Raw genomic sequence first — 21,716 nt, 5'->3', positions numbered from 1 at the left:
TTCATAATCTTGAGCGTCCTTATTCAAATTCAGCTCTTAAAATTCTGAGAACATCCCTGATGGTTTCTATCTCAAGATCAGTCCTGCTCTCTAATTCCGACTCACTTAATTCCAGTACGCTCTTGGCTGTATCACAACCTACGCGATTCAGTTCTGCAATGATCCACGGTTCTATTTCATCCGAGAATTCTTCCAGCTTCACGTCTTCTTCTTCCTCTTTCTCTAATTCGCGGTACACGTCGATCTCGTATCCCGTGAGTTGGCTTGCCAGTTTGATGTTCAAACCGCCTTTACCGATTGCCAGTGATACTTCTTCCGGATTAAGGTATACGTTTGCTCTTTTATTGCTTTCGTCAAGTTCAATTTTGTTGATCTTGGCGGGGTTCAAAGAACGGGTTATATAAAGTTGTATATTATTCGTGTAATTGATCACGTCGATATTCTCGTTTCTCAATTCCCGGACGATTCCGTGGATACGTGATCCTTTCATTCCCACGCAGGCTCCAACGGGGTCGATACGGTCGTCATAAGACTCTACGGCCACTTTTGCACGTTCGCCCGGCACCCGAACCACGTTTTTAATGGTGATCAGACCGTCGAATATTTCCGGTACTTCGTTCTCGAACAATCTTTCAAGGAACACGGGTGATGTTCTGGAAAGAATGATGTAAGGAGAAGCGTTTTTCATCTCCACCCGGATTACCACGGCACGAATGGTGTCACCTTTCTTGAAGAAATCACTCGGGATTTGTTCTTGTTTGGGTAATATCAATTCGTTGCCTTCATCGTCCAGTACCAGAATCTCTTTTTTCCATACTTGGTAAACTTCCCCGGTCACGATCTGTCCCACTTTCTCTTTGTATTTCGTGAAGATGTGGTCTTTCTCCAGCTCGAGGATACGGGCAGAAAGGTTTTGCCTTAATGCCAAAACCGAACGGCGTCCGAAGTCTTTGAATTTCACCTCGTCGGTTACTTCTTCTCCCACTTCGTAATCCGTGTCTATTTTCTTCGCTTCGGTCAATGATATCTGTGTATTCGGGTTCTCAAATTCTTCGTCTTCAACCACGACACGATTTCTCCAGATCTCCAAGTCCCCTTTGTCTATATTGATAATGATATCAAAATTTTCGTCCGTCTCATATCGCTTGATGAGCATATTTCTGAAAATGTCTTCCAACACTCTCATCAAGGTAGCTCTGTCAATATTTTTTAGCTCTTTAAATTCTGCAAATGAATCAATCAAATTAATGTTTTCCATTTTATCTCGTGTGTTTTAGAAAATAACAATGTCTTTTACCTCCTTTATGTCTTTGAACTGAATGCTCTTATCTATTTTTACAAGGCTCTTTTTCTTTTTCCCTTCAACCGCGACTTTCTCTTCACATTCAAGTACGATGCCTTCGTCTGAATAAGATTTTAATATGCCTTGTATTTTTTCTCCCGTTAGTAGCTTTGCCTCAACTTCTTTGTTCAGGTTCTTCTCGTATTGCTGTGCTACTTTGAACGGGTAACCGATTCCGGCACTTGCAACGGTTATGGCGAAATCTTCGGTCTCCCGGTCGAGTTGGGCATCCAATTTTTTGCAAACCTCTCTACACTTGCCCACGTTGACACCTGTCAACGAATCGATGTAGACCTCGAGCGAATTATCTGCGGATATGGATACATCCACCAGAAACAATTCGCTTCCTTCCAGAATGGATTTGATAATTTCTTTTATTTCCTTTGTGCTTTTCATTCAATCCTTTAGTTTAAGATAACAGAAGAGGGGACGTCTCGCCCCCTCAGTGTTAATAACCGCTTGCAAAGATACAATTAATTCTTTTTATTCCAAAGGGTTCGCTGAAAAATCTAAAGAAAAATAGCTATTCGTCGCGTAAAACGAGCGGATTCCGGAAGAATGCAGTAGATTAGCGGCTTACGGAAGAAAATGGTTGAAAAAGTGAAACATATTTGTCACATTCCGTCTGTTGTTCCAAATAAAATTTGTAAGTTTGCCGAAATTTTGTGAATTATGGAGTTTAAAGCAAAGGATATAGCAGCTCTGCTTGGCGGGGTTGTGGATGGAGATCCGGAAGTTATTGTGAATAACGTTTCCAAGATAGAGGAAGGAAAACCCGGTACGCTGGCTTTTCTTGCCAATCCCAAATACGAGCACTATGTCTACACGACACAGGCTTCAGTCGTTCTGGTAAACAAGACTTTTGAACCTGCCCACGAGTACGCCTGTACATTAATTCGTGTAGAGTCTGCTTATGATGCAATCGCGACCTTGTTGCAGATGTACGAGGATATGCGCCCGAAACCACAGGGGATAGAACAACCGTCTTATGTTAGTGAAAGTGCCACGATAGGAGAAAAGCCTTATATCGGGGCATTTGCTTATATAGGAAAAGGTGCGAAAATAGGTAATAACGTTAAAATATACCCGCAGGCTTATATCGGTGACGGGGTGACCGTCGGTGACGATACGATTATCTATGCCGGGGTGAAAATCTACTCCGGTTGTGTTGTCGGGAAATCATGTATCCTGCACGCGGGAGTGGTTCTGGGTGCTGATGGATTCGGTTTTGCCCCGGAAGGCGATCATTATAAAAAGGTTCCGCAAATCGGAAACGTGGTGGTCGAGGATAACGTAGAGATTGGTGCCAATACTTGTATAGACAGGGCTACGATGGGGTCTACGCTTATTCATAAAGGCGTGAAACTGGATAATCTGGTACAGATCGCGCATAATGTTGTCGTGGGAGGTAACACGGTTATTGCCGCCCAGACGGGAATTGCCGGGACAACGAAAGTCGGTGAGAATTGCGTGTTCGGCGGACAGGTGGGACTTGTCGGTCACTTGACAATCGGGGCGGGTACTCAAATTGCGGCGCAGAGCGGTATCACTTCCAATATCCCGGAGAAATCCGTGTTGCGCGGTTCGCCTGCTTTTGATTACCCGAAATATCAGAAATGTTACGTGATGTTCCGGAAATTGCCGGAAATGTACGGGCTATTGAGAGATTTAGAGAAAGAAGTTGCAAATTTAAAGTCAAAATAGAAATGTCAGTAAAGCAAAGAACTTTGAAGAGTGAATTCTCTTTGAGCGGAAAAGGCTTGCATACCGGTAAAATGGTAACGGCTACTTTTAAGCCGGCGGAAGAGAACTTTGGGTACAAAATACATCGGGTAGATTTGGAAGGAGCCCCTGAAATTCCCGCTTTGGCTGAATATATTAAATTGATGGATCGTGCCAGCTGTCTGGAAAAAGACGGGATTTGCGTGTTCACGATGGAACATGCCATGGCTGCTCTTTACGGTTGTGGTATTGATAATTGCCTGATCGAGTTGAACGGGGAGGAATTTCCGATACTGGACGGGAGTTCAAAATATTTCGTGGAAGCCATTGAAAAAACCGGAATCGAGGAACAATCGGCAGAACGGAAATATTTCGTGGTGAAGGAACAAATGGAATATTGCAGTGAAGACGGGCAAACCAAATTGACCTTGTTGCCGGATACGGATTATAACGTGAATCTGGTGGTGGCTTACGATTCTCCTTATTTGCAGATGCAATATGCGGCCTATTCCGACAAGACGACGGATTTTGCCAAGGAGATAGCTCCTTGTCGTACTTTCGTGTTTTTGCGGGAATTGGAGATGTTGTTAAAACATAACTTGATAAAGGGAGGAGATTTGGATAACGCTATCGTGATTGTAGACCGGGAAATCTCTCAGTCAGAGGTAGATCATTTAGCGAAATTATTCAATCATGATTCCATAGAGGTAAAACAAGGAGTGTTGAATAACTTGACCTTGTATTTCGATAACGAGCCGGCTCGTCATAAATTATTGGATGTTATCGGGGATTTGGCATTATGCGGACGTTTTATCAAAGGACGTGTTATAGCTGAAAGACCGGGACATAAGGCAAACACGACGATGGCTCGGAAAATGTATAAAGCGATAGCACAAGCGGAACGCGAGGATGTTCGTCCGGATGTGGATACGGATTCCGAGCCTATGATGGATGTGAACAAAGTACGTGCTTTATTGCCTCACCGTCCTCCTTTCTTGTTGGTGGACAAGATTTACGAGGTAACGGATGATATCGTGATCGGTTGCAAGAACGTGACCATGAACGAACCTTTCTTCGTGGGACACTTCCCGGAAGAACCTGTTATGCCGGGCGTGCTGATCGTGGAAGCCATGGCACAATGTGGAGGTATCCTTGTATTGAATCAAGTGGAAGACCCGGAGAATTATTCCACTTATTTCGTAAAAATTGATGGAATTAAATTCCGTCGTAAAGTAGTTCCGGGAGATACTTTAGTGTTCAAATTAGTCAAGATTGCTCCCATACGGCGCGGTATCGTGACGATGAGGGGATATGCTTTCGTTGGTAAAAATTTAGTTTGTGAAGTAGGAGAATTTATGGCGCAAGTTGCAAAAACCAAGAAGGATTAGTAAACTTGCACCCGCTAAAATGAAAATAATATATACTATTAAATAAAAAACGAATGAAACAACCGTTAGCTTATGTTCATCCTGAAGCACAAATTGCTGATAACGTGGTGATTGATCCGTTCGTGACAATTGACAAGAATGTTATCATCGAGGAAGGAACAAGGATTGGCTCGAATGTTACTATTCTGGAAGGGGCACATATCGGGAAGAATTGCAAGATATTTCCGGGTGCTGTTATTTCCGCTATTCCCCAAGACTTGAAGTTTAGAGGGGAAAAATCAATTGTCGTTATTGGAGATAACACAACCATACGTGAATGTGTTACTGTAAATAGAGGTACTGCCGCAAAGGGCATTACCCAAATTGGTAATAATTGTTTGATAATGGCTTACGCGCATGTGGCGCACGATTGTCGAATTGGAAATAATTGTATTGTAACGAATGCCTGCCAGTTGGCCGGAGAGGTTGAAATGGACGATTTCGCTATTCTGGGCGGAATGAGTGCCGTGCATCAATTCGTGCATATCGGACGTCACGTGATGATTTCCGGTGGCTCATTGATCGGAAAAGATGTGCCCCCGTACGTGAAAGCCGGAAGAGTACCATTGTCTTATGCCGGTGTAAACTCTATCGGGTTACGTCGCCGCGAGTTTTCCAACGAGAAAATCAATGAGATTCAAGATATCTATCGGATTCTTTTCCAGTCCGGTCTGAATAATACAGACGCTATCGAACGGATTGAGGCAGAAATGCCGGCATCAAAAGAGCGTGATGAAATCATCATGTTCGTGCGGAATAGCAAACGGGGTATCATGAAGGGATATATGGGATAGCCTTATTTATAGATTAGAACAATAAAAAAGCACTTCTTGCGGGAAGTGCTTTTTTTATTGTGCTAATCCTGATAATTATAATTTCGGACCTGCTGCAACCAATGCTTTTCCGGCTTCGTTGCCTTCGAACTTCTTGAAGTTCTTGATAAAGCGTTCAGACAAGTCTTTTGCTTTTGTTTCCCATTCGCTGGCGTTGCTATACGTGTCGCGAGGATCAAGGATTTTCGGGTCAACTCCCGGCAATGCGGTCGGAACTTGGAAGTTGAAGTACGGGATGTCCTTGGTCGGGGCTTTGTCGATAGAACCGTCGAGGATAGCGTCGATGATACCGCGGGTATCTTTGATAGAGATACGTTTTCCGGTTCCGTTCCATCCGGTGTTCACCAAATAGGCTTTCGCTCCTTCTTTTTCCATCTTTTTCACCAGCTCTTCCGCGTATTTGGTCGGGTGCAATGACAAGAATGCCGCACCGAAGCAAGCGGAGAAGGTCGGGGTCGGTTCGGTAATACCGCGTTCCGTACCTGCCAACTTAGCCGTGAATCCGGACAAGAAGTAATATTTCGTTTGTTCCGGGGTTAAGATAGATACCGGGGGTAATACTCCGAACGCGTCAGCAGACAAGAAAATAACTTGTTTTGCAGCCGGGCCCTTGGATACCGGTTTCACGATATTCTTGATGTGATAGATCGGGTAAGAAACACGGGTGTTTTCAGTAACCGATTTGTCGTTGAAGTCAATCTTCCCGTTAGCGTCTACCGTTACGTTCTCCAGCAACGCGTCACGTTTGATAGCGTTGTAGATATCCGGTTCAGCCTCTTTGCTCAGGTTGATAACCTTGGCGTAGCATCCGCCTTCGTAGTTGAACACGCCTTCGTCGTCCCATCCGTGCTCGTCGTCACCGATCAAAAGACGTTTCGGGTCGGTAGACAAGGTGGTTTTACCCGTACCGGACAAACCGAAGAAGATAGCGGTATTCTTACCGTTCATATCCGTGTTGGCGGAGCAGTGCATGGAAGCGATGCCGCGCAACGGGTTCAAGTAGTTCATGATAGAGAAGATACCTTTCTTCATTTCACCACCGTACCAAGTGTTCAAGATAACTTGTTCTTTGGTCTTCAAGTTGAAAACGGTAGCGGTTTCCGAATTTAATCCTAATTCTTTAAAGTTATCCACTTTTGCTTTAGCGGCATTGAAAGAAACGAAATCGGGTTCACCGTAGTTTGCCAATTCCTCCTCTGTCGGGCGAATGAACATGTTCTTTACAAAGTGAGCCTGCCATGCAACTTCCATGATGAAACGCACTTTCAGACGAGTACCTTCGTTAGCCCCGCAGAACGTATCCACCACGTACAATTTCTTGTTGGACAATTCTTTCACGGCTTTTGCTTTTAGGTCAGCCCATGCTTCTTCCGAGCAGGGTTTGTTGTCGTTCTTGTATTCGTCAGTCGTCCACCACACGGAGTCTGCGCTGGCTTCATTCATCACAAAGAATTTATCTTTGGGAGAACGTCCGGTATAGATACCGGTCATCACGTTCACGGCTCCGAGTTCGGTTACATATCCTTTTTCGTACCCTTCCAAAGTAGGGTCTGTTTCAGCCTTGTATAATTCTTCGTACGAGGGGTTGTGTAAGATTTCTTTTACCCCTGTAATTCCATAAATGCTTAAATCTAATTTTGCCATGGCAATAAATTTATGTTTGTAAATTAATTAATTCTTTTTTTCTGTAATCAGACCACAAAAATAGGAAACATTTTTATAAAAACAATCAAGATTCCCACTCCAGCGAGTCTTTATATATAATTAACACCTCATCTTATCCGTCCCTGTGTCGTACTGTATTTATCCTGTTGTATACCATTTGTACGTGAGGGTCGATGAATTTGTTCGGGTCGATCTCCTGTATGTAACTGTCGGTAAATACGGGATTTAATTTATTGTCTATCCGGTTTCGCCCGATAGCGGTCAGTGCTGCGCTTTGCAGGAAAGGAGAGTCGGATTGCAGGTATCCGTCTACCCGGCTTTTCAAATCTTTACCTTTTGCAAGCACCAGCGTCCCGAAATATTCGGCGATCTCGAAGCTATGACAATGCTCTAACAATTGTGTAATTTTTTCAGTAATCAAATCCTCGACGGGGAACAAAAAGCACGCAACGATTTGTTCTTCCCGTCTTCCTGTACCCCACAAGAGTTGTGCCAATTTTTGTTCTTTAGGGTAACGGGTGGCCAAATTTTTTAAAGAGAGATAACTAGCCCCGATTTGTCCTCGGGTGTCAGCCCCCACGTTCTCCATACTGTCGAGGCTTCTTCCGTTTTGCAGGCGGAAAATACGGCGGCTGATTTCCTTGAAGGTTTGTTCCGTTTCTTTGCTTATCGGGTATACTTCCATTATTCCTCGGTGTATTAATGAAAAATTCGCATCGCAAAAGTAGAGATAAATAAATGATTCGGGGAAAGAAATTATATATTTTACAACATATACAAACGTTTGTGTAGAAGTTGCTTATATTAAAGTTTCTAAATGTGTTAAATATTTATTAAGATTTGGACGTGCAATCGTTCTATCACGAGATATCGCTAATTTCGTGCGGTGAAGTTGTAATATGAGTATATCAATATTTTAATAATACGAATGATGATAAAGTTTTTCACGAGTGCATTGCTTTGTTTTCTTGTTTTGACCGGTGTGTGTCAGAAGGCGAATTTCAAGCAGGCAGAGAGGTTTATGAAGATGGACGCGAAGAATCTGACCGGTTCGACGGTTGTCTATCCGAATTATTTGAAAAAGAGTGACAAATTCTGGTACTCGTACCGGAAGGCGGACGGGACACGCTATTTCTTCGTGGACCCCAAGGCAAAATCACAACGGGAGATGTTCGACCGGGATTTTATGGCGGCAGAGATCAGTAAAGTGACTCATAAACCCGTGAACAAAAGCGAACTCCCGATCACGGGCATTTCTTTCAAGGAAGATCAGAAGACGATGAAATTCATGGTTGACACGTTCCGTTTCGAGTACAATATTTACACGAAGCAACTTGTCAAAATTGATTCCGCCCGGAAGAAGCCGACTCCACCCGCTAAACCGAAAAGAACAGGATTGTTCGGGGCGTATTCCCCGGATAGTACCTATATCGTGTATGCCAAGGGACATAATTTGTACATGTTGCGCGTGAAAGATTCGGTTGAAACACAATTGACTACCGATGGGGAGTTGAAGTACTCGTATGCCGTTTCGGATTCGGATACTTCTACGTCAAGAAAGTCGGCGCGTGTAACTTGGTTCGAAAATTCCGAACGTTTCTACGTGCGCCGTACTGACCGCAGGAAGATTAAATCCTTGTTTATCGTCAATTCCCTGAGCCAGCGTCCCGCGCTCAACGAGTACCAATACGTGATGGCGGGTGACGAGAACGTGCAACAGGAAGAACTTTATCTTTTCGATACCCTGAACAAGAAAGAGATCAAAGTCCCCGTGGAGAAATGGAAAGATCAGACTATTCGTTTGTTCACTCCCGGGAAGAAAGTGGAGAGTCTTTATTTCTTGCGGAAGAAAAGAACGTGTGACGAGATCGACTTCTGTCGGGTAAACCCTGAAACGGGAGAGGTTAAGGTGTTGTTTAACGAGATTAGCAAGCCTTATTTCAATAATGAATTCTTCCATTTGTCATTATTGAATGACGGGAAAGATATTATCTGGTGGTCGGAGCGTACCGGGCACGGTCATTTCTATCTTTACGACGGGGAAGGTAATTTGAAGAACGCGATATCTTCCGGTGCATGGACTTCCGGGAAGATGGTTAAGATAGATACCGTCGGGCGTACCATTTATTTCGAGGGATACGGTCAGGTGAAAGGGGAATGTCCTTATTTCGCCCGGATAAACAAGGCTCGTCTGGACGGGAACGGTCAGGTGGAGATGTTGACGCCGGAGCAGGCGACTCACGAGGCGGCTTTCTCCGAGTCGGGACGCTATTTCGTGGATAATTACTCCCGTGTCGATCTGGAACCTGCGAGCGTACTGAGGGATAACAAGGGAAAGAAGATTCTCGATCTGGCTTCGCCCGATTTAACGGCTCTTTACGAGACGGGATGGCGGATGCCGGAACCGTTTACAATCAAGGCGGCGGACGGGGTAACCGATCTGTACGGTTACATGTGGAAACCGGCTGATTTCGATTCCACGAAGATGTATCCTGTCATTTCGTATGTTTACCCGGGTCCCCAGACGGAAGCTATCCCCTTGAAATTTAGCGTGAAATCGGCTTATAATACCGCGTTGTCGCAAGTAGGTTTTATCGTGGTGACTTTCGGGCACCGGGGTGGCAGCCCGCTACGGGACAAGTGGTATCATACCTTTGGTTATAACAATCTTCGCGATTATCCTTTGGCGGATGATAAATTCGGGATCGAGCAATTGGCGGATAGATTCTCTTTCATCGACAAAACGAAAGTGGGTATCTTCGGTCATTCCGGCGGCGGATTTATGTCCACGGCGGCAATATGTACCTATCCGGATTTTTACACGGCGGCAGTTTCTTCCGCGGGGAACCACGATAATAATATATACAACCAGTGGTGGGGGGAAACACATCACGGGATAAGGGAAATCAAATCGTTCGAGAAAAAGACCGTGAAAGATTCCGTGACGGGAAAAGATACCACGACCACGGTGGAGAAAGTGAAATTTGAAACCCGTATTCCCACGAATATCGAGTTGGCGAAAAATCTGAAAGGTTATTTGATGCTGGTGACCGGGGACGCGGATAATAACGTGCATCCGGCAAACACCCTTCGCATGGCTGATGCCCTTTTGCGTGCCGGAAAGAATTTCGATTTGGTGATATTACCCGGTCAGAGTCACGGTTTCTCTGGGATGCCGCAAGAATTTTACCAACGGAAAATGTGGTTCCATTTTGCCAAGTACCTGTTGGGTGATTTTTCTTCCGATCAGTTCCGGGAGATTGACGCTTTCATGCGATTATAAAATAAATTTCTAATTAAAAAAGCAGATTTAGGCAGAGTGTAGCGAATTAGCATAGACAGGTTTTGTTACACTCTGCCCCTCTCAAAAGTGGTCGCAAAATGTAATCAGAATCTCTTGTTGTCAGAACAATAGAAATTTATACCTTTGTGAAAAATTGCGACTATAGTATGGCTAAGATAACAGTAAAGAATACAGAAATAGTCTTTTACAAGAAAGATCAAGAAGATTATATTTCGCTGACAGACATTGCCAAAATTCGAGATGCGGAAAATCCATCACAGATAATCAGTTTGTGGTTAAGGACTTACAGTACAATTGAATATATCGGTCTGTGGGAAATGCTGAATAATCCGAATTTTAAACCCCACATTTATGAGGGGTTTAAAAATGAATCGGCAAAGCCACATTTTTGGATGTCGCCCCAAAAGTGGATCTGCGAAACAAATGCCATTGGAATGACATCGAAGGCCGGGCGCTACGGTGGCGGAACATATGCCCATTCAGATATTGCCTTCAAATTTGCAGCATAGATTTCGGCGGAGTTTGAGTTATACCTTGTTACGGAGTTTAAGAGACTGAAAATAGAGGAACAAAAAACGCTAGGTTGGTCTGCGAAGCGAGAATTGGCGAAAATTAATTATCATATTCATACAGATGCTATTAAGCACAATTTGATCCCCGCGGAACTTACTGCAAGGCAAACTTCGATTATTTACGCCAACGAAGCCGACGTGCTGAATGTAGCACTATTCGGAATAACGGCAAAGGATTGGAGGGAGTCTAATCCAGACCTCAAAGGTAATATCCGTGATTACGCAACGATAAATGAGTTAATTTGTCTGTCAAATATGGAGAACCTTAATGCTGTATTTATCAATGAGGGACTTCCGCAACGTGAACGGCTAATAAAGTTGAACCGGATTGCCATTCAGCAAATGCAGGTTTTGACAGAGGTTGAGGGTCGAAAAATGTTGAAATAGAACTGTGTCGCTAATTTGAATAATAGGTGTCTGGCATGCTTTCGGTTCGCTTAGACGGCGTTCTCTTTTATCAATTCTTCTATTTTCTTTATCAATTGTTCTGTGGTTAACTCCATTTCTTCAATTGCCATCCAAGTTACGATGTTTTTCCGGTTCGACAAGTAGAGGCGGGGGATCGTGCTATTGGCGAAAAGCGAGAAAACTTCCCGCTTGGAGTCGAGGAAGAATGGCATCGTGAATTTTTCCTTTTCCCAGTATTTGTTGACCGTAGAAACGGTTTCTTCTCTGGAAACAGTGACAAGCCTGAAATCGGGGTTCTCTTTCAATTTTTCCCATACTTCCTCGATTTTCGGTAATTCCCGTTCGCAATCCGAACAAGTGGTCACGAAGAACACGAGCAAAGTCACCTGTCCTTCCAGTTCCTCGCTGTTCAATTCTTCCCCGGCAGCGTTCTTCACGGTAAAATCCGGCAGTTTGTCACCTGCCTCGATATAGTTTTCAATTTCGCCCTCTTGGTCTTTATCTTTCACGCAAGAAGAAAAGAGCAACGCGAATAACGTAAGCAATATAACAGATATAATCTTCATAATCTTGTTTCTAATTTCAGCGTGAAGATAGTGAATTACATGGAATTATAAAAATATTACGTGTTTTATGCATCGAGAAGTAAGTATATATGCATAAAAACGAAAGCGGAAATTCTTGTATGTTTGCGTGTGATAAAATAAACGATTACTTATTATGGATAAAAAAGAGAATATTTTACGAGAGGATTTCGCGGCTGCTCCTTGTCTGGTTGCCGGGTACGAGAACTTTATGGACGGATTGCTGGACATCGTGCGTTCCGGTACGATAGACGAAACAATGGGCGAACAGGTGAAAACGTACGTGTTGGATTTCGTGAGGAATAACCCGTTGGCTGCATTTGACCGATTCGCGGATGATACGTATGTTCGCGACTATATCGGACGGGATGCCCGCACGGGATGGGAAGCTATCGTGATGTCGTGGAAGAAGGGCAATCGTACCGCCATTCACTCGCACCCGCAGTTTGCCGGGTATACCTTTGCCGACGGGGAGTTCCTTGTCGAGATATTTGAACCTTGTGAAGGGGGTATCCGTTTGGTCGATGAATTGAGAATCAATGATGTTTTAGGATTATACGCCATCGGGGAAGCCGGAAAATTCGACAATCATATCCATCGTATCACCTGTCTGAGCGATACGGCACACAGCCTGCACGTGTATTCGGACGATGCATTAAAGGGTAAAAAATGGGATGGGGTGAAAATCTTTTACAATTGAAATTAACTAATCAACCGCGCTTGTTTATCATGATTCAGTGATTCAAGTTGACATGAGTCATTTGGTAGATAACCAGAAAATATTATTTTTGCAGGCGTGTGAAAATGTTAGTAATAAATTAATTGTATGAGTGTGACAACAAAAAAGAAAGAGAGAGTAAAGTTTAGTAAAGCGTTTTGGGTTGCCAACACGGTAGAGTTGCTGGAGCGTGCCGCCTATTACGGGGTATTTGTCGTGATCACGTTGTATTTGAGCAACGTGCTGGGTTTCACGGATATTCAGGCTGCCACGATCGCGGGAGTTTTTTCCGCTTGTTTGTATTTATTGCCGACATTTTCGGGGGCTCTTGCCGACAAGATCGGCTTCCGGAAATCAATGTTGTTGGCGTTTGCCCTGCTGTCGCTGGGGTATTTGGGGCTGGGGTTGTTCCCGAGTTTCCTGTCCACGACGGGGTTGGTTGAATACGGCTACGTGACCAAGTTCACGGGGTTGCAGGAAAGCGCTTATCGTTACGGGATTATTCCGGTTATGATACTGATTATCGTCGGGGGCTCGTTTATCAAGAGCGTGATCTCCGGTACGGTGGCGAAGGAAACGGACGAGAAAAACCGTGCCCGCGGGTTCGCTATTTTTTACGGGATGGTGAATATCGGGGCGTTCTCCGGTAAAGTGCTGGTGACTCCCTTACGGGATGCCATGGGGCACGAGGGAATGATCGTGTTGAATTATTTCTCGGCGGCGATGACTTTTCTGGCTTTGATAGCGATTTATTTGTTTTACAAGAGTGATAAACACGCCGGGGAAGGGAAAACTTTCCGGCAAATATGGACGGGTTTGGTAAAAGTGTGTTCCAACGGGCGATTGATCGTGCTGATCTTGATTATCACCGGATTCTGGATGGTGCAACACCAGTTGTACGCCACGATGCCGAAATACGTGACGCGCTTGGCGGGAGAGGCGAGTGCCATCGGTTGGTACGCTAACGTGAACCCGCTGGTGGTCGTGTTGACCGTGAATCTGGTAACTTCATTGATGCGGAAGAAATCGGCCTTGTTCTCGATGACTTGCGGTATGTTTATCATGCCCGTTTCCGCCTTGTGCATGGCGTCCGGGAATATGCTGGGAGGCGGGGAAATCCTCGGGCTGCACCCGGTGGCGTTTATGATGATAGTGGGTATCGTGTTCCAAGGATTGGCGGAAGTGTTTATTTCACCCCGTTTTCTGGAATATTTCTCGTTACAGGCACCGAAAGGGGAGGAGGGAATGTACCTCGGTTTTAGCCATCTGCATTCCTTTTTGTCATCCATTTTCGGGTTCGGGTTGTCGGGATTCCTCTTGAGCAAGTATTGTCCCGATCGAGCTTTGTTCAGCAGCGAGGCAGAATGGGCTGCCGCTTCGGCTAACGCGCATTACATATGGTATTATTTTGCCGCTATCGCTTTGGTGTCGGCTATTGCCTTGATTATTTACGGTCGGGTGGTACGGCGCATGGATGCCCAAAAGGCTGTGGCATAAGGAATTGTTCCCAATTAGATATAAGACGTCTTCCGCTTTCGCGGGAGGCGTTTTTTGTTTTCGTGATATTCATGGTTATGGCTTGTGTCACGGACGTTTAATAGTAGTGTTTCTCTCTATTAGCTGTATAAGATAAATTAATAATTAACATAATATATGGTTTTACTAAATATTAGCGATAAATGAATCTCAATTTATTTCCTATTCAAATACTATTTTTTTACTTTTATAATAGGAGTTGAATGGGAGTTGAATAGGAGATGAATAGGAGTTGGTATATAGAAAGTATAACTTAGATTATATGATAATACTTTTTTCAGAACTGTTCTCTCCTTGTTAATTTCAGTTAATTGACAGGTCGTGTGGAGATAAACGTGCTGCTCTTTACCGTGATTCCGATAGTGGAAACAGCTTCTTTGTTTTTTGGGTATAAGGCTGTTCACGTGTGAACAGGAATATAATTTCGCGCGGAAAGTTGTAAAAGAATGAAAATTTTTTCTACCTTTGTATTATGGACTGTGCGGAGAGCCGCTGATGATGTCCTGTTTACGATGTTGAGGTTATAATTTGCGTTTCCTTGAAGTAGGATTCAAGACGATTAGTCACGGGAAACGGGATTGCAACACTCATGTCGTTGTATTCGTATATTCTTTATGGATATATAATATAGCGGCGTGGGGTTGCTTTTTCGTGGTGGCGTTCCTACTTCACACGATTAAGTCAACCCCTTTGCCGTTATACTACAGCTCCGGGTTGACTTGTTCAGTCCGGAGTTCGTTTTTTGAGGACTCCGGCTGAAATATAAGTACTGGATAACCGGATGATTTTAGCATCGGGTTATTTTTCAACAAAGTAGACAAATTAGAATTTTTTTGGCGCGGGTTTTAAATTGAATTTACAATGTTTGCAACCAGCTATTTGAACCCGTGCCCGGAAAGGGGGAAATTAGCTCCTCCCCTTTCCTTTTTTGAAAAACAAAGGAGGGAAGAGCCGGCAGGTGCACACCTCGACAAACTTGGAATACAGGAACGCGGGTAATCAATACGCGACTACCACCCGCGTTAAGGGAGAAGGGTAAGACGTTTTGCCCTCTCCCGTTTTTACTAACTTAAATAACGAAGTATGGAACAACAGGAAGAAAAAATCGAGATAGTCGTCAACACGCGAAAAACCAAGGAAATAAGATTTTACGTGTACGCGGACGAGTGTGTCGTGGATTGGGGTGACGGGAGCAGTGAGCGTTACGCCACACCCAAGCCGGGTATTGAGGATTCGGATTACTGGCGGACACCTAAAAGACCCTATTGTGAACACTCGTACCGCGGGGTTAATCGCGTGGTCACGGTGACCGTTTCCGCCATGCGGTTATCGGAATTTATAATCGAGCATATTCCCGTGACGAGTGTCAGGGTTCGGGATTGCGTTCATTTAGGTCATTTTTTTTGTATAGATTGTGGTCTGAGGCAATTGTACCTTGGCGATAGCCCGCGTTTGTATTACCTTAAATGTTCTTGTAACAATTTGCGTAAACTGGATTTGTCGGGTTGTTCCGGTTTGATGGGGTTGGAATGTGATTGCAATTACTTGACGGAATTGAATTTGTCCCGTTGTTTCAAGTTGCACACGCTCGCCTGCCGTTTCAACAGGTTGAAAAAATTGCGGGTTGCCGAAAGAGCGGAAAAGATTCATACCGTGAAGTGTTGTTACAACGATTTGTCGGCGAAAGAATTGAGCCGCTTGTTCCGGGATGTCACTTGCTTGGTGGATTTCGGCTGTATAGATTACGGTTTGAATCCCGGAACTCGCGAAGCGGACAGGTATTGGCTTGACGAGCATCGTTGGCATATCACGAATTGTTACATGGAGAAGAAGATGGAAAGAATATTACAGGATGCCGGTAAATGCCGTAAGGAGAATTGATGAACTTGGTTTTGCGGAAGTGTTAATCAAGTATGATGTCAGTTTTTTAATTTTTCAGGAGAGGGAAATATAAATCCCGGGTATTGTTGTAAGAAACTTATAAACGCTTATCTTTGTCAGTACATGCTCCTGAAATTTTATTATCGATGACAGAAAAGGAGTGTTCGAAATTTTAAATGTTGAATGTCAAATCGAGTAAACTAATTTCAAGAAACTACATGATATGAAATTTGCAGGGGTAAGATTGTTAGTTAAAGACTACAAGAAATGTTTCAAGTTTTACACGGAAAAACTTGGTTTTGAACCTCTTTGGGGGGACAAGGAGAGTGGTTATGCTTCGTTCAAAGTAGCCGATGGGATAGAAGGGTTTGCTATATTTGTATCTGATGATATGGCTCCGGCGGTGGGTAACGCGGACAAAGAACAGCCCGTGGGATATCGTGAAAAATCAATGGTATCTTTTGAGGTGGAAAACGTGGATGATGCTTATCGGGCGCTTCTATTGAAAGGAATCGAATTTGTCAATCAGCCGACCGATATGCCTGAGTGGGGAATGAGTGTGGTTCATTTTCGTGACCCGGAGGAAAATTTAATAGAGCTTTATACTCCTCTTCATGCTAAATAGGGTTATTGTTGGATTATAGAGATAAGGCGATACATTGTGTCAAGGATACGGTATTGCCAATGCAAAGAAAGCAATTTGAAGAATGTGGCTGTTGTTTAGACGAACAGTATAAACGATACGGGAATACGGAATGGCTTTTCGCGGAAATAATTGAAGAAGGACACGTTTATGAAATTGGTTACCCGGCGTGTGTTTGTCCGGAAGTGGTAAGCGGAAAAATAAAAGACGTGTCACATTGCGAATGTTCACGCCAGAGTGTATTGTATATTATCGGAAATTTGTTGCCCGATAAAAATATCCGTGTGGAAATAATTGAAACCGTTTTGGGGGGCGCGGAAAAATGTCGTTTTAAGGTAACCGTGGAGTAAGACCGGATTAGATTGACACGCCCCAAAAAAGAGTTCTTCTCTTTTAAGTTGCTTTTTATACTTTTAATGTGCTACACATGATAACGATAATTTATTCCATTTCCGTATGGTCCGAATCGTTCTGTCTTTTTACACGCTTCACGGTATGCTTGATTTTGCCTATCAAGAAGTTGATTTCTAGGCTTGATTCCGTTTCGGATGTTTCCAAATCGGGCATGACGATATTGGAAAGCATTTCTCCGAAATGCCGCATTTTTGATTGCTGCTTCTTATCATCCGTTTCACTATGAAGAGCACGGAGTTCACGCTTGAGCTGGCGTACCATGGCAAATGTTTCTATGATGGCAATGGTGACTTGTGCAGCTTTCGGACTTTTCAATATGGTGGCAAGCATATAAAGTCCTTTTTCCGTGAACGCTTTGGGAAGCACACGGGATTTGGGAGATATGTTTGCGGTCAATGATTTTGACCGCAAATCGGCAAACTCCTGTTCGCTAAGTTCTAAAATATACCCGACAGGAAACTTTTCCGGATTGTTGCGAACGGCTTGATTTATTTCCTTCGTTTTTACGCCATACAATTCGGCAACGTCCGCATCTAATATCGCCTCGCTATTTCTAAACGGTATGATTCTTTGTCGTACTTGTTCGAATAGCAGGCTGGTATTCGGGAGTACGTTCCCATTTTGTTTTTCTATATCATTGTTTTTCATATGTTTGTTTTTAATGGTAGAGTCAATCAGTAAGTGCAATATTACGAAATTAATTTAAAGAACTCCTTTTTTCAGTTTAGAAAAGTTTAGTTTTTCCCTTGCTCTTCTGTTTATTTTATACTGTATATCTTTTCCCGTTGGTAACACTTTTTGTACTTTTAACGTACTACAGTTATCTTTCAATTTTTATCTTTATCTTTGCAAAGAGTAACAAGTAGTTTTATGGCTGAACTTCGGGATGAAATAGTGAAAAAATCGTTACTCCAGTTTTTGAACCGGGGGTATAAAGGTACGTCTTTGAAGGATTTGGAGCAGGCGACAGGGTTGACGAAGGGGGCGTTTTATTATTATTTCAAGGATAAGAAGGAGATTCTGGAGGCCGGAATCGAACGTTATTTCAGTATCACGCGGGAGGAGAGTGACGAGGACGCGGAGCGGGTGGCGACGTTGCGGGAGTATATTGATTTGGTAATTCGGAACAAGGAGGAAGGTGCCGATTTGGCGCAGAAGTTTTTCGGGTGTTTCATTCTGGAAGTGTTGTTTTTTCAGCTTGTGCTGGAGGTGGCGCCGTTGTTTCCCGCTTTCAGGGAACGGATTTACACGTTGTCGAAAACTCGTTTGACACACTGGGAGCGCGTGATTCTGAAAGCGAAGCAAAAGGGGGAGATTCGGGAAACGCTGGATACTTCGGTGTTGGCGCGTAACTTGATGTCGGTGTCGAGCAGTATGTTGAATATTGAATTTGAGGAGCCGAATTTGCAGTATGTCTTTTCCGATATGCGGATGCAGTTCGAGCAATATTATATGTTGATAAAAAAATGAACGGAACGAGGGATACCATTATCGAGACCGCTTTCCTGTTGTTCCTCAAGAAGGGATACAAGGCGGTTACTCTCACGGATTTGGAAAGAGCCGTGGGGATGACGAGAGGTACTTTTTATTATCATTTTCTGAACAAGGAGGAGGTATTGAAGGAAGGTGTCACGAGGTATTACCGGATGTTGAATTGCCGGAGGGCGGAGGAGATTGGGCGTGTACATTCCTTGAGGGAGTTTATTGATTTGACGATACATAATTTGCTGGAGATAGAGAATTACGGGGCAAAGCGGTTTGATAGCGATATCCCGGAGATTTTGTGCCTGTCGCTGATGGTGGAGGTGATTTCGCTTTACCCGGAGTTTAAACAGATGGTGAGTAACACGAAAATCTCGTGGATGTCGAAGTTGGAAGGGGTGATTCTGGAGGCCAAGAAAAATAAAGAGATACGGGATGACGTGGATACGTCTATTTTGGCAAAGAATTTGCTGAATATCAGCGTTGGGTTGATTCATTACGTGGTCATGCATCAAGATATAGCTTACGCTTTGTCGTCCGTGCGTTACCAGTACGAGCAGCTTTATTCGCTCGTGAAAGTGGGGTGAGATTTTTATAAAAGAACATACCGAAAAGTATAAAAACTGATAGAATTGAAAGAGGAAAATAAAAACGATAAGGTGATGAAAAAGTTTACAGTATGTAAATTAGGAATCGGTTGGAGTGTTGTTTTTCTGTGCTTTACATTGGCAACGAATGCGCAGCAAGTGTTAAGTTTGGAGGATTGCCGACGCTTGGCGGTGGAGAATAACAAAAAACTGAAAATTGCAGACGAGGAGGTGAAAGCGAGTGAGGCACAAAAGGCCGAGGCTTTCACGAAATATTTGCCCGGCATTGATGCCATGGGGGTGTACCTGCGTAACCAGAAAGAGATTAATCTTTTGTCGGAAGATGCGCATTTGCCCGTGGGGACTATCGGGTCGGACGGGAAGTTCACGTTTCGTCCGGATCAGTTGATGGTCGGTGCGGACGGTAAGCCGGTTATGGTGAACGGGCAGTACGTGCCGAAGGATTACGCCCTTCTGCCGAAGGAGGCGATGTCCGTGGATGCCCGTAACTTGGGAATCGTGCAGGTGGGGTTGACGCAGCCGGTGTACATGGGCGGAAAGATTAGGGCATATAACCAGATAGCGGGGTTGTCCGAGCAATTGGCGAAAAGCAAGCGCGCGCAGGAGATGCAGAACGTGATTCTGGCGACCGACGAGGCGTACTGGCAGATTATATCGCTGGTTAACCGGAAAAAGTTAGCGGACAAGTACGTGCAGACGTTGCAGAAGTTCGTGAACGATGTTGAATTGATGCACTCGACGGGAGTGGCGACGAAAGCGGACGTGCTTTCGGTGCGGGTGAAGTTGAACGAGGGGGAGATGGTGCAGACGAAGGTGGATAACGGGTTGAGTTTGTCCCGGATGTTGTTGAACCAGATTTGCGGTTTGCCGACGGATACCATCGTGGCGTTGCAAGAGGAAATGACCGAAACGGAAGTGGAAATGGTGCCGGAGGAATCTCTCGAACAGGTGTATAGCCGTCGCCCGGAAGTGGCGAGCCTGCAATTTGCCTCGGATATATACAAGAAAAAGGAAAAGATTGTACTTTCAGAGTATTTGCCGACGGTGGCACTGACGGCAAATTACTTGAGCAGTACGCCTTCTTTTTATGACGGGGTGCGTAGTAAGTTCGAGGGAATGTGGAGCGTGGGAGTGGGAATAAAAGCACCGCTCTTTCATTGGGGGGCTTCCCGCAAGAGCCTGCGGAACGCGAAAGCACAGACCAATGTTATGAATTACAAGTTGGAGGAAGCGAAGGAACAGATTGAGTTGCAGGTGAATCAAGCGGAGTTTAAGATGAAGGAGGTCGCGAAGAAGTTGAAAATGGCGGAGAAGAATCTGGAACGCGCGGAGGAGAATCTGAAGTTCGCTAACCTTGGCTTTAAAGAGGGTACGATTCCCGTGTTGAACGTGCTGGAAGCACAGACGGCATGGCTGACGGCTAATTCCGAATTGATAGACACGAGGATTGAGGCAAGGTTGTGTAAGGTTTATTTGGAAAAAGCGTATGGAATTTTGGATTTATGATTTTAGATTTTTGATTGAGAGATTATAATATATAAGGAAGTTATGAAAGAGGAAAAAAAGGTTAGCGGGAAGGTATTGATGTTCACGGGGATTGTGATTATCGTATTTTTAGTGGCTATTTTTGGATTTATATTCTGGGAGCCGGTGCCGGAGGTGATACAAGGGGAAGCGGAGGCGACGGAAGTTCGGATTTCCGGTAAGGTGCCGGGGAGAATCGAGAAGTTTCTGGTGAACGAGGGCGACCGGGTGAAGAAGGGGGACACGGTGGCGATTCTGGATAGTCCGGAGGTGTTGGCGAAGTTGAGTCAGGCACAGGCGGCGGAGGATGCAGCCCAAGCGATGAGTAATAAGGCTCAGAAAGGTGCTCGGGAGGAGCAAAAAGCGATGGCTTATCAAACTTGGAAGAAAGCACAGGCGGCTCTTGAGGTTGCCCGGAAATCGTATGAACGGGTGCAAAAGTTGTACGAGGGTGAGGTGATGTCCGCCCAGAAACGGGATGAGGCGGAAGCTAATTATAAAGCTATGCTGGCAACCGAACAGGCGGCTAAAGCCCAGTACGAAATGGCTAGAAACGGGGCGGAGAAAGAAGATAAAATGGCTGCCGAGGCTCAGGTAAATCGGGCGAAAGGGGCAGTCGAGGAGGTGAGTTCCTATATCAAGGAAACTTTTTTGGTATCCCCGATTGACGGGGAGATTTCGGAACGCTACCCGAAAGTGGGAGAGTTGGTCGGAACGGGTTCTCCGGTGATGAACGTGTTGGATTTGGAGGATATGTGGGTGGTGTTTAACGTGCGGGAGGATTTGCTCGGAGATTTGAAGATGGGTGCCGAGTTCACGGGTTATATTCCGGCGTTGGGGGATAAAGAGGTTCGTTTGAAAGTGACTTATTTGAAGAATATGGGAACTTATGCCGCTTGGCGGGCGACGAAGACAACCGGACAGTATGACGCGAAGACCTTTGAGGTGAAGGCGGTGCCGATGGAGAAGGTGGAAGGGCTGAGGCCGGGGATGAGCGTTTTAAAAAAAATTGAAAATTGAAAGTTGAAAATTGAAAATGAATACTACTTTTCG

The 21,716-nt window shown here is 44.5% G+C and carries 19 protein-coding genes and 1 pseudogene; 14 read left to right on the top strand and 6 right to left on the bottom strand.

Going from position 1 to position 21,716, the window contains the following annotated elements; genetic code table 11:
- Positions 1-19: 19 nt before the first annotated feature.
- A complete protein-coding gene (gene nusA, locus CS948_RS07425; protein ID WP_099291075.1) occupies positions 20-1,258 on the bottom strand; it encodes a transcription termination factor NusA in 1,239 nt (412 codons plus the stop codon).
- A 15-nt stretch (positions 1,259-1,273) separates the two neighbouring features.
- Positions 1,274-1,738, bottom strand: a complete 465-nt coding sequence (gene rimP, locus CS948_RS07420; RefSeq protein WP_099291074.1) for a ribosome assembly cofactor RimP — start codon at positions 1,736-1,738, stop codon at positions 1,274-1,276.
- 276 nt (positions 1,739-2,014) lie between these two features.
- Here rimP and lpxD point away from each other — a divergent pair, with 276 nt between their 5' ends.
- From lpxD to lpxA, 3 genes are read left to right on the top strand one after another with little or no spacing between them, the layout of a single operon-like run.
- Positions 2,015-3,046: a UDP-3-O-(3-hydroxymyristoyl)glucosamine N-acyltransferase gene (gene lpxD, locus CS948_RS07415; protein WP_099291073.1), complete on the top strand. Its 1,032-nt coding sequence runs from the start codon at positions 2,015-2,017 to the stop codon at positions 3,044-3,046.
- Positions 3,047-3,048: 2 nt separating this feature from the next.
- Entirely contained in the window at positions 3,049-4,452 is a 1,404-nt protein-coding gene (locus CS948_RS07410; RefSeq protein ID WP_099291072.1) for a bifunctional UDP-3-O-[3-hydroxymyristoyl] N-acetylglucosamine deacetylase/3-hydroxyacyl-ACP dehydratase, read from the top strand.
- Between the two features lie 53 nt (positions 4,453-4,505).
- The gene (lpxA, locus tag CS948_RS07405) at positions 4,506-5,285 is read left to right on the top strand and encodes an acyl-ACP--UDP-N-acetylglucosamine O-acyltransferase (RefSeq protein WP_099291071.1); all 780 of its coding nucleotides are present in this window, start codon (positions 4,506-4,508) and stop codon (positions 5,283-5,285) included.
- 75 nt (positions 5,286-5,360) lie between these two features.
- Here lpxA and pckA read toward each other — a convergent pair whose 3' ends face one another.
- Positions 5,361-6,968 carry a phosphoenolpyruvate carboxykinase (ATP) gene (pckA, locus tag CS948_RS07400; protein ID WP_099291070.1) on the bottom strand — a complete coding sequence of 536 codons (1,608 nt, stop codon included), beginning with the start codon at positions 6,966-6,968 and terminating at the stop codon, positions 5,361-5,363.
- Positions 6,969-7,101: 133 nt separating this feature from the next.
- Positions 7,102-7,674 carry a DNA alkylation repair protein gene (locus tag CS948_RS07395; protein WP_099291069.1) on the bottom strand — a complete coding sequence of 191 codons (573 nt, stop codon included), beginning with the start codon at positions 7,672-7,674 and terminating at the stop codon, positions 7,102-7,104.
- A 243-nt stretch (positions 7,675-7,917) separates the two neighbouring features.
- Here CS948_RS07395 and CS948_RS07390 point away from each other — a divergent pair, with 243 nt between their 5' ends.
- Positions 7,918-10,272, top strand: a complete 2,355-nt coding sequence (locus tag CS948_RS07390) for a DPP IV N-terminal domain-containing protein (RefSeq protein ID WP_369689226.1) — start codon at positions 7,918-7,920, stop codon at positions 10,270-10,272.
- A gap of 167 nt (positions 10,273-10,439) precedes the next feature.
- Positions 10,440-11,252 (top strand): annotated as a pseudogene (locus tag CS948_RS07385) (KilA-N domain-containing protein).
- A 50-nt stretch (positions 11,253-11,302) separates the two neighbouring features.
- Here the strand turns inward: CS948_RS07385 and CS948_RS07380 are convergent.
- Positions 11,303-11,839, bottom strand: coding sequence for a TlpA disulfide reductase family protein (locus CS948_RS07380; protein ID WP_099291068.1), 537 nt, complete (start codon positions 11,837-11,839; stop codon positions 11,303-11,305).
- A 154-nt stretch (positions 11,840-11,993) separates the two neighbouring features.
- On the opposite strand from CS948_RS07380, the gene CS948_RS07375 reads away from it, so the two are divergent.
- The 5 genes from CS948_RS07375 (at position 11,994) to CS948_RS07355 (ending at position 16,985) form a co-directional block, all read left to right on the top strand.
- Complete coding sequence (locus tag CS948_RS07375) at positions 11,994-12,557, top strand: cysteine dioxygenase (protein WP_099291067.1); 564 nt, start codon at positions 11,994-11,996, stop codon at positions 12,555-12,557.
- Between the two features lie 132 nt (positions 12,558-12,689).
- Complete coding sequence (locus tag CS948_RS07370) at positions 12,690-14,072, top strand: MFS transporter (protein ID WP_099291832.1); 1,383 nt, start codon at positions 12,690-12,692, stop codon at positions 14,070-14,072.
- Positions 14,073-15,194: 1,122 nt separating this feature from the next.
- Positions 15,195-15,992, top strand: a complete 798-nt coding sequence (locus tag CS948_RS07365) for a hypothetical protein (protein ID WP_099291066.1) — start codon at positions 15,195-15,197, stop codon at positions 15,990-15,992.
- 223 nt (positions 15,993-16,215) lie between these two features.
- A complete protein-coding gene (locus tag CS948_RS07360) occupies positions 16,216-16,617 on the top strand; it encodes a VOC family protein (protein WP_099291065.1) in 402 nt (133 codons plus the stop codon).
- An 8-nt stretch (positions 16,618-16,625) separates the two neighbouring features.
- Positions 16,626-16,985 (top strand): hypothetical protein, encoded by a 360-nt coding sequence (locus CS948_RS07355; RefSeq protein WP_099291831.1) that lies wholly within the window; start codon positions 16,626-16,628, stop codon positions 16,983-16,985.
- Between the two features lie 91 nt (positions 16,986-17,076).
- Here CS948_RS07355 and CS948_RS07350 read toward each other — a convergent pair whose 3' ends face one another.
- Positions 17,077-17,697 carry an ORF6N domain-containing protein gene (locus CS948_RS07350; protein WP_099291064.1) on the bottom strand — a complete coding sequence of 207 codons (621 nt, stop codon included), beginning with the start codon at positions 17,695-17,697 and terminating at the stop codon, positions 17,077-17,079.
- A gap of 222 nt (positions 17,698-17,919) precedes the next feature.
- Between CS948_RS07350 and CS948_RS07345 the strand changes: the two genes are divergently transcribed.
- The 4 genes from CS948_RS07345 (at position 17,920) to CS948_RS07330 (ending at position 21,683) form a co-directional block, all read left to right on the top strand.
- The gene (locus CS948_RS07345; protein WP_099291063.1) at positions 17,920-18,519 is read left to right on the top strand and encodes a TetR/AcrR family transcriptional regulator; all 600 of its coding nucleotides are present in this window, start codon (positions 17,920-17,922) and stop codon (positions 18,517-18,519) included.
- Positions 18,516-19,118, top strand: coding sequence for a TetR/AcrR family transcriptional regulator (locus tag CS948_RS07340; RefSeq protein WP_099291062.1), 603 nt, complete (start codon positions 18,516-18,518; stop codon positions 19,116-19,118). Before CS948_RS07345 ends, CS948_RS07340 begins: the two co-directional genes overlap by 4 nt.
- A 75-nt stretch (positions 19,119-19,193) precedes the next feature.
- Positions 19,194-20,645, top strand: coding sequence for a TolC family protein (locus CS948_RS07335; protein ID WP_176554967.1), 1,452 nt, complete (start codon positions 19,194-19,196; stop codon positions 20,643-20,645).
- A 42-nt stretch (positions 20,646-20,687) separates the two neighbouring features.
- Positions 20,688-21,683, top strand: coding sequence for an HlyD family secretion protein (locus CS948_RS07330; protein WP_099291060.1), 996 nt, complete (start codon positions 20,688-20,690; stop codon positions 21,681-21,683).
- Positions 21,684-21,716 lie beyond the last annotated feature (33 nt).

Origin of the sequence: Butyricimonas sp. Marseille-P3923, assembly GCF_900184685.1 — a bacterium.
In the GTDB taxonomy this organism is placed as follows: domain Bacteria; phylum Bacteroidota; class Bacteroidia; order Bacteroidales; family Marinifilaceae; genus Butyricimonas; species Butyricimonas muris.
This window is presented reverse-complemented; position numbering and strand designations above follow the sequence as displayed.